The organism is bacterium (assembly GCA_035529855.1).
Taxonomy (GTDB): Bacteria; RBG-13-66-14; B26-G2; order WVWN01; family WVWN01; genus WVWN01.
Genome location: DATKVX010000074.1, coordinates 34788 through 43665, shown reverse-complemented (window position 1 = coordinate 43665; position 8878 = coordinate 34788). Strand labels below are relative to the sequence as shown.

At 64.9% G+C, this 8878-nt stretch carries 9 protein-coding genes; all 9 read right to left on the bottom strand.

Annotated features, from left to right (window positions below):
* On the bottom strand, positions 1–273 hold a 273-nt coding region (locus tag VMX79_07975), incomplete at its 3' end, for a thioesterase family protein (GenBank protein HUV87037.1).
* Entirely contained in the window at positions 260–1249 is a 990-nt protein-coding gene (locus VMX79_07970) for an acetyl-CoA carboxylase carboxyltransferase subunit alpha (protein HUV87036.1), read from the bottom strand. The genes VMX79_07970 and VMX79_07975, both read right to left, overlap by 14 nt.
* Positions 1250–1266: 17 nt before the next feature.
* A complete protein-coding gene (locus VMX79_07965; GenBank protein ID HUV87035.1) occupies positions 1267–2109 on the bottom strand; it encodes a hypothetical protein in 843 nt (280 codons plus the stop codon).
* 60 nt (positions 2110–2169) lie between these two features.
* Positions 2170–3399: a hemolysin family protein gene (locus VMX79_07960; GenBank protein ID HUV87034.1), complete on the bottom strand. Its 1230-nt coding sequence runs from the start codon at positions 3397–3399 to the stop codon at positions 2170–2172.
* A gap of 31 nt (positions 3400–3430) precedes the next feature.
* Positions 3431–4174, bottom strand: a complete 744-nt coding sequence (locus VMX79_07955; GenBank protein HUV87033.1) for a diacylglycerol kinase — start codon at positions 4172–4174, stop codon at positions 3431–3433.
* Between the two features lie 9 nt (positions 4175–4183).
* Positions 4184–4636: an rRNA maturation RNase YbeY gene (gene ybeY / locus VMX79_07950; GenBank protein HUV87032.1), complete on the bottom strand. Its 453-nt coding sequence runs from the start codon at positions 4634–4636 to the stop codon at positions 4184–4186.
* On the bottom strand, positions 4575–6860 hold the full coding sequence (locus tag VMX79_07945) for an HDIG domain-containing protein (GenBank protein ID HUV87031.1): 2286 nt from the start codon (positions 6858–6860) through the stop codon (positions 4575–4577). The genes ybeY and VMX79_07945 overlap by 62 nt, the downstream gene beginning before the upstream one ends.
* 9 nt (positions 6861–6869) lie before the next feature.
* Positions 6870–7937 carry a PhoH family protein gene (locus tag VMX79_07940; protein ID HUV87030.1) on the bottom strand — a complete coding sequence of 356 codons (1068 nt, stop codon included), beginning with the start codon at positions 7935–7937 and terminating at the stop codon, positions 6870–6872.
* 1 nt (position 7938) lies between these two features.
* Positions 7939–8874 carry a CdaR family protein gene (locus tag VMX79_07935; GenBank protein ID HUV87029.1) on the bottom strand — a complete coding sequence of 312 codons (936 nt, stop codon included), beginning with the start codon at positions 8872–8874 and terminating at the stop codon, positions 7939–7941.
* Positions 8875–8878 lie beyond the last annotated feature (4 nt).

The window sequence follows — 8878 nt, the reverse complement described above, 5'->3', positions numbered from 1 at the left end:
GGCGCCGATAGAGGTCTCGACCGTCAGCTCGTCCTCGAAGCGCGCCGGCGCCCGGTACTTGCAATGGGCCTCCGCTACCGGCATATATACGCCCGCCGCCTCCATCTCCGAATACGGTATGCCCTTATGTTGAAGGTAGGCCACGCGGCCGTCCTCGAAGTACGCCAGGTAGTGGCCGTAGTAGACGACGCCCATGGCGTCGGTCTCGGCGTAGCGGACGCGGAGGGAGGTTACTACGCGCGCGCGGCCGGCGTTCCCGCTAGTCGCCCCCACTTTTTTCCCCTTCCTCGAAGAACCCCATCGCCAGGAACTTCCGGCGGCGGTCCTCGCGGAGTTCGTCGCCGGACATCTTTTCCAATTCGGCCAGGTGGCGCTCGAGCGCCTCGGCCAAAAGCTCCGCGGCCCGGTCGTGGTCGCGGTGGGCGCCGTACGCCGGCTCCTCGACTATTTCGTCGACGACGCCGAGGCCCAGTAAATCTCGCGCCGTTATCTTGAGCGCCGCCGCGGCCTGGGGCGCGTACGCCCGGTCCCGCCACAGGATGGCGGCGCACCCCTCGGGGGAGATGACCGAATAGTAGGCGTACTCCTGCATCAGAACGCGGTTGCCGACGCCGATGCCGAAGGCGCCCCCGGAGCCGCCCTCGCCGATGACCGCCACGACGAACGGAACGTGGAGGTTGAACATCTCGAGGACATTACGCGCGATGGCCTCCGCCTGGCCGCGTTCCTCGGCGCCGATGCCGGGGTACGCGCCGGCGGTATCCAGGAAAGACAATACGGGGAGGCCGAATTTCTCGGCCAACCTCATCACGCGCAGCGCCTTGCGATAGCCCTCCGGGTGGGGCGAGCCGAAATTGTGGCGGATCTTGTCGGCGGTCTTGCGGCCTTTCTCGTGGCCCATCCAAACGACCTTGCGGCCGCGGAACCATCCCACGCCGCACAAGATGGCCTGGTCGTCGCGGAAGAGGCGGTCGCCGTGGAACTCCAACGGCCGCTCGATGAGCCGGCGGACGTAGTCCATGGTGTAGGGGCGGTCCGGGTGGCGCGCGAGCAGGACGCGGTCCCACGCCGTCAGGCCGGCGTAGACCTCGGCGCGGCGCCCCTCGAGCTCCCGTTCGCGGGCGGCCACCTCGGCCGCGGCGTCGGCGTCGCCCGCCTCGGCCTTAGGCCGCAGCGCCTCGAGTTGTTCCTCCAGCGCCGCGAGCGGCTTCTCGAACTCCAGGACTACCTTCTTCGCCTCTACCGCCATCGTTATCCCGCAACGCTTCAGAACGAGCCGATATACGTTAAATAGAGCACGCGCGAGTAGCGGCCCTCGTTGCCGAGCTTCGCGATCTGATTCTCGAGGAGGTTGGTGGCCCAGAACTCGAGGTTGAAGTTTTCGGTTACGCGCCACCGGACGCCGGCGTCCAGGTACCCGCGGCCCATGCCGAGCGACTCCGGCGCGTTATCGTTCAAGCCCATATCGTACGAGGTTAGCAACATCAAGTGCGGGCCCACGGTCTTCTCCACCGCGGCGTAGACGTCCGGGCCGTTGTCGTCCACGTCCTCGACGACGTTGTAGGACACGCCGGCGTGCATGCCCAGGGCGCCCAGGAGTTCGACCTCCTGCGAGAGCGCGAGGTAGAAACCCTTGGCCTTGAACTGGTAGCGGTCGTAGTTGACCTGGTTGCCCTCGGTGAGTTCGATGTAGGGGTCGAAGTCGTAGTACTTGCCGTGGCCCTGGTCGTCGTAGCCGAGGGCCAACGCGGGCATTATAGGACCGCCGTTGGTGATGCGGAATTTTACCTGGAACCCGGGGCGGGGGTTCATCGTGGGCGTGGCGTTGCCCAGGACGTCGACGCCGCCGTACGACATGCCGACGGTCAAATAGTCCAGAATGCCTATTTCGCCGCGCACCACGAACGGCTCCACGCCGATGCTGGCGTCGTATTCGCCCCGCAGCCGGGTCCAGGCCGTGGGGTCCTCTATAACCCAGGTCTCGCCCTCGGGGACGAAGTCCTCCTGGGGGTACGCGGCCGGCGCCGCCGCGGCCACGGCCGCCGCCAAGAGCGCGAACGCGCCCCGCGCCCCGCGGCCCAAATCGCGCGTCAAAGACTTTTTCAGCATAATCGAGGCTCCCGGGAAAAGTTTTTAGAGTAATAACCTACCGCCGGCGCGGAGTCAAGTCTAATCCTTACCATCGCCCCGGCCTTCGGGCGCGACGGTAAGGCGGACCTGTTTGACCCTCCGCGCGTCGGCCGCGGTAACGTAAAAATCCAGATTCTCGTACGACAGCCGCTCGCCCGTCTCGGGGACTTTCCCGGACAAAGCCGAGATGAAACCGCCCACGGTCTCGAATTCTTCCTCCGGTATGGCGATGCCGAGCTGCTCGTTCAACTCGCCTATGTCGGCGCGGCCCGCTATAAGCCAAACGTCGTCGCCGACCTTCTCCAGCAGCTTCACCTCGGCGTCGTACTCGTCGTGGATCTCGCCCACGATCTCTTCCAGCGTGTCCTCGAGCGTTATAAGGCCCGCGGTGCCGCCGTATTCGTCGACGACGATGGCGAACTGTACCTTGGCCGAGCGGAACTCCCGCAGGAGCTCGTTGACCCTCTTGGACTCGGGGACGTAAAAAGGTTCCCGCAAAACGGACCTCAAACCCTCGCCCGTGTCCTCGAGCTTGAAGATGTCCTTGGCGTGGAGGATGCCCAAGACAGCGTCGGGGGATTCATCCACCACCGGAATCCGCGAAAAGCCCTTGGCTATGACGATTCGTTTTATCTCGTCCAGCGGGTCGCGGATGTCCACCGTCACCATTTCGACGCGCGGCACCATGACCTCCCGCGCCACCGTCTCGCGGATGCTGAAGATGCCGTTTATCATCTCCCGCTCTTCCTCGGCCAGCCGCGCGCCACCCACGCCGCATAAGGCCTCCAACTCGGCGGCGGGCGAAACAGCCGCGGGGTCGATGCCGGCGCGCGTAACCTTGGCGAGCACCAGCGCGATCGTTTTGGCGGTCCAAATCAGCGGAAACAGCAACAGGTAAAGGAACTTGGCCACCGGCCTTATGAAGCGGCCGAGCGACCTCGCCGCGGCAGCCGGTAGCACCGCGCGCGCCGCCGCCCGCACCACGAAGAGCCCCGCGGCGCAAATGAGCCACGCCGCGGCCAAAGGCAGCGCCGGCGCCTCGAACGCCAAAAGCGTCGCGGCCGAGTACGAAGCGGCGATCAGTAAGAATACCTCGACGAAGAAGAGCGCGTTCAGTACGGCTAACGGGACTGCCGGTTTACCCGCGCCCTCCCCTGCCGGGTTGCGGTCGCGCGTCGCGTTCGCCACTACGGCCCAGCGTGCGACGACGAAAACGCCGTACGCCGCGACTAACGCGACGACCGTAATAAGTGATGGGGGCTCGTCCAACTACATGCACCTCGCTTCTTACGCCACGGCTCTACGTGAATACCCAAAAGCAGAGCGCCGTAACGCCGATACCCAGAAAAGCGCCCGCGGCAATCTCGAGCAAGGAATGTATGCCCAAACGGACGCGCGAAACGCCGATAATCAGCGCCAAGATAAACGTTATGGTAGCGACCAACGGATTGCGGCTCAAAAGCGACGCCGCGGTCCACAAGCCGAAAGCGGCCGCGGCGTGGCCGCTGGGGAGGCCGCCGCGCAGGAAAGTCCCTTTCCCCGTGAACGCCTTCAACGTTAGAACCAACAGGATGGTCAGACCCAACGCGACCACCGCCACGTGCTCGGGCGCCCGCCGCACGCTCACGATCGTCGTTACGATGGGGCCCTTGAGGGCCTCGAAGAATATGAGATAACCGACTACAACCGCGTTCAGCGTCGCGAACAGGACCGCGCCCGCGGCGACGTCCTTGGCGATGCGCGCCATCGGATGGTACCTCTCCACCGCCAGGTCTAGCAAGACCTCGAGCGAGGAGTTTATCATTTCGGTGATAAGGACCAGCGCGATCGTTACAAGTAATAATATGAGCTCGGTCTTGGTGATGGACAACCAAACGCTGGCGAATAAAACCAGGGCCGTGATGACGAAATGGATCTTAACGTTGCGCTGGGTGCGGAGGGCGTAGACGATACCCTCCAACGCGCTGTTGAAGGAGCGGGCGAGGCCCCCTTCCCTTAAAAAGAGACCCCTCTTCGACGGTCGCTTGTTCTTAGCCGCGGTCACGTTATACCCTTATCCGGCCTCGGCCGTGAGGTCGTTTGCGGCCCGCTCCATCTCGGCGCGGGCCTCGTCGCCATCGTCGTCGTATCCGGCCAGGTGGAGCAGGCCGTGGGCCACGAGGGCGGCGAGCTCTTCGTCCAACGCTACGCCCCGGCGCTCGGCCTGCTCGCGGGCCCGGTCTACCGAAACGTAAACCTCGCCCCACAACCACATCTCCTCCGGTTCCACCGGGTCCCGTCCTATGGGAAACGCCAGTACGTCCGTAGGGCCCTCTCGCCGGCGGTACTTCCGGTTCAATTCCGCCAGCAGCGCGTCGTCCGCTACCGTTACCTCGACCACCGCCCGACGCGGGACGCCGCACCGTTCACGGTAGCGGGCGATCAACGCCTCCAGCCGCCGCCGGCTAGTTCGACTTAGTTTCGGCAGAATGCGTAGACAGATACGGGACGACGTATTGTTCCCCATCTTCGGGATAAGTGGGCCGGATATGGAATATGCTGTTCAGGGCTTTTATTAAACTCTCTTTAACGAGCTGTATTTCGGCGAGGGTAAGCTCACACTCGTCGAGCTGGCCGTCGGCCAGCCGCGCGCCCACGATCTTCTCGACCATCGACCGAATGCTGGTGGGCGTCGGGCCCTCGAGGGAGCGCGACGCGGACTCCACGGCGTCGGCCAACATGATTATAGCGGAGACCTTGCTGTGGGGTTTGGGCCCCGGGTAGCGGAAGTCGTCCTCGGCCAGGACCCGATGCTCGTCCAACTTCAGGGCCTCCTGGTAGAAGAAGGATATCAGGCCCGTGCCGTGATGCTCGATTACGGCTTCTATGATGGGGGGCGGCAGGCCGGCCTCCTCCGCGACTTTGGCGCCCTGCTTGGTGTGGGAAGCGACGACCAAGCTGCTCATCTGGGGCGACAGGTGCTCGTGGCGCGCGCTTTCGGAACCGGTGTTCTCGGCGAAATAGGACGGCGCCCGCAACTTCCCGATGTCGTGGTAGTAGGAGGCGACGCGCGCCAAAAGCGGGTTCGCGCCCACCGCGCCCGCCGCCACCTCCGCCAGGCTGCCCACCACGATGCTGTGGTGGTACGTCCCCGGCGCCTCCAACAATAGTTGGCGGAGCAGCGGTTGGTTCAAGTCCGCGAGCTCCAGCAACTTGAGGTCCGTAACGACGTCGAACGTCATCTCGAACAGCGGCAGCAGTATGGCCAATATGGCGACGCTGGCCGCGGCGAGTACCGTACCCCACGCAATCTCCTCGCCGATTTCCCGCCAGGGCGACATATCGACTAGCCCTATGCCCACCGCCGCCGCCGCCGAGGCGAGAGCGATGCCGGCGAAAACGCGATAGAAGTCGGTCCTCCGCCGGATGTGCGCCACCAGGAATACCCCTACCGTGGCGGCCGACAACGATATAACCATGGGTCGGAACGCCACGCCGGCCATCACGCCGGACAGTACCGCCAGCGTCATCGCGGTGACGAAGCCGAAGCCCACGTCCACCAACAGCGTTATGAGCATCGCGCCCAGACAGGCCGCGAAGATATACAGCGACAACGGCGAATAATTGATAAGGAGCAAGGCCAGCGCCCGCGAAACGAAACACGACGCCGCCAGGACGACCGCCAACATCCACCAGTAACGAAGCTGGGCGCGCAGCGACGGCCTGTAGCGGAAGAAAAATATGCCCAAAACGCCGAGCACGAGCGCGACGAGCAAAGACCGGCCGCCTAAGGACACGGCGAGGTTTCGTACCGTCCTGCCGGAATAAAGGGCGGCCACCGCGCGGATCTGGGCGCGCGTTACGACGTTATTACGTTGTACTATCTTCTCGTTCTCTTCCACCCATCGCTCGACGGGTTCTACCGCGGTTCGCGCCTCGCGGCGCCGGCGTTCGGTCTCGGTTTCGTCGTACAAGAGGTTGGGTCGTACGTTCAAGGCTACGACTTCGGATACGGCCCGGCCTTCCTCGGGCGACAGCGACGCGTCTTTAACGGCCAGCGCGCGCGCCCGCCCCGCGGCCGTCGCCGGGCTCAAAAGTTCCTCGGTGCTCACGATGGCTTCGGCCTCGCCCTCGCGCTCGAGCAACGTCGCCGTCTTCCCCAACCCCCGGCGCTCGATTTCGGCGGTATCCAGTATGCCGTCGGCGAACAGCGACGCCAGCAACTCCGAGGAACGGCGGCGAACGGCGTCCAAAGTTTCGGATTCGGCTTCCAACAGGAAGACGAGCGTATCGCGGCTGAGGGCGATGCTCAGCTCGTCCACGAACGCCTCCCGTTCGTGGCCGCTCTTGGCCGCGTACGTGTCCCCCAGCTGCCGCAATATGACGAAAAACTCGGAAAGCTCGTCGTCGGCGATGCCGGCGATATGGGGGTTTTGGCGGAAGACGGGCAGCACCCGCGCCGCGGCCTCGTCCTCTTCGTGCCGCAGCGTCGAGCGGTCTTTATACACCGCGAATTTGTAGGGCGCCGTAATGTCCGTCTTCGCTATCTCCCCCTCCGTGAGCTGCGGACGGCGGAAAAATTGGCTGGGCGTAACGAGGACCGAGAGCGCGACGAAAGTGGCCAGGCCTATCGCGGCGCGCTTGGTATTGAGGCGACGCCACGGCTTCTCGGCCCTCTTCCGGCCGACGCCGCGCGGCCGGCCGGCGAAAAGCCGCCGCAACCTTACCCGAGATCTTTTACCGAACGCCACGGTAATCCCTTACTCTTCCGAAGGGGGCCGGCCGCCGGGCCGCCGCTTGCCGGCCCGGGCCGCGGAGGCGCGCCGGTCTACGCGATGCTTCGCCTCGTACCCGTCGTACGCGTCCACCACGCGTTGTATTATGGGATGGCGCACGACGTCGCGCCGCGTGAGGTAGACGAAGTCGGTGCCGTCCAAACCTTTCAATATATCCTGGACTTCGACCAGGCCGGAGCGGACGTTCTCTTCCAGGTCTATCTGCGTGATGTCGCCCGTCACCACCGCTTTGGAGCCGAAACCCAGCCGGGTGAGGAACATCTTCATCTGCTCGTAGGTGGTATTCTGCGCCTCGTCCAGTACGACGAAAGACTCGTTGAGCGTCCGCCCTCGCATATAGGCCAGGGGCACCACCTCTACCACGCCCCGCTCGATGAGCCGCATCGCCCGGTCGAAATCCATCATGTCGTGGAGCGCGTCGTAGAGCGGTCTTAAATAAGGCGCGACCTTCTCGGTGAAGTCGCCGGGGAGGTACCCCAGCTTCTCGCCCGCCTCCACCGCGGGCCGGACCAATACCACGCGCCGCACCTCTTCCCTCATCAGCATATCGACCGCCATGGCCATCGCGATGTAGGTCTTCCCCGTGCCCGCCGGGCCGATGGCGAAAATTATGGTGTGGTCGCGGATGCTGCGGGCGTACGTGCGCTGGCCCGCCGTCCGGGGCCTGATGAAGCGGCGCCGCGACGGCACCGGGATGGCCTCGGACAACAGCTCACCCAGCTCCGTCGCGGGGTCGCTCCGCAGCGCCTCCAGGGCGTAACCGATCTGCGAGCCCGCGGCCCCGGGCGCCCCCTCGCTGGACTCGAGCACCTGCTCGAAGAGCTCGGCGACGCGGTCCACCGCCGCTTCCTCGCCGCGGATGACGAGTTCGTTGCCCCGGGCGACGATATGCACGCCGAACATCTCCTCGGCCTGCTTCAGGTTCCGGTCGCCCGGGCCGTAGAACGCGGCCGCCTGGTCGTTGTCCGGAATATAGAGCCGCGCCGTAAACGAGCCCGACGTTTCGCCCTTCTTGTGGTCCTTAACCTTCATATTACCTCGTCGCGGCGACCAGCGCCGCTTCGACCTCGCCCGGGGTTACGGCGATAAGGGTTACGTGGTCCGGTACGTTTACGCGCACCGGATACTTGCCCGGACCCCGCGGATAGACCTCGGCCGAAAGCGGCCCCAACGCCGCCAGCCGGCCGGCCTCGCCCTCCAGCGTAACCGAAACCTCGGCCGGCCTCAGCTCGTACGCGCCGCGCTCGGCGCCTCGCGCCGTTACCCGCACGCCGCCGAAAGACAGACGCTCGCCCGGGCCTACCGGTACCGATACCAGCACCTCGTCGGCCCCCACGAGCGTGATGCCGGCGGGGGCTTTAATGGGTACCTGGGCCGCGAACGGCGCGTCGCGCCCCTCGGCGTCCACCACCACCGATACCGCCCGCACCTTATCCAGTACCCTAACCGAGCCGTAGAGGGTGGCCTTGGGCGGCTGGACCTCCGGCACTCCTAAATAGAACCCGGCTCGAGGCGAACCGGAGAAATCCACCTCTACGGGGACGGCCTTCGTAACGCGGCGCTCGAGCTCCACGATTACGGTCCTCTCGCTCAATATCTCCTCGACCTTCACGTCCTCGTCGCCGGCGTAGATAACGTCCGCGGTGGTAAGGCCTACGGGATACACGCCGGCGTCCTTGTCGGCCAGGTTTATTACCACTTTGAAATCGGCGGCGCGGAGGCCGAACAGGTCCCGCCCTTTCCCGGCCACGCGGAAAGACACCTTCTCGGGCTGGGGGCTGTTTACCGTGATACCGTCCGGCACGCCCTCTAGCTCGAGCGGCGCCTCGATTTCGCGATAGCCCTCCCGGCCGCTGGCGATGAAGAACCAGAACAGGACGGCGAGTAGGAGGGCCAGAACCTTAAAGCCCAAGTTGCCGAAAAGGCGCCGCAAGCGCCCGCGTAATTCCATCTCGACGCGGCGAGGCATACCC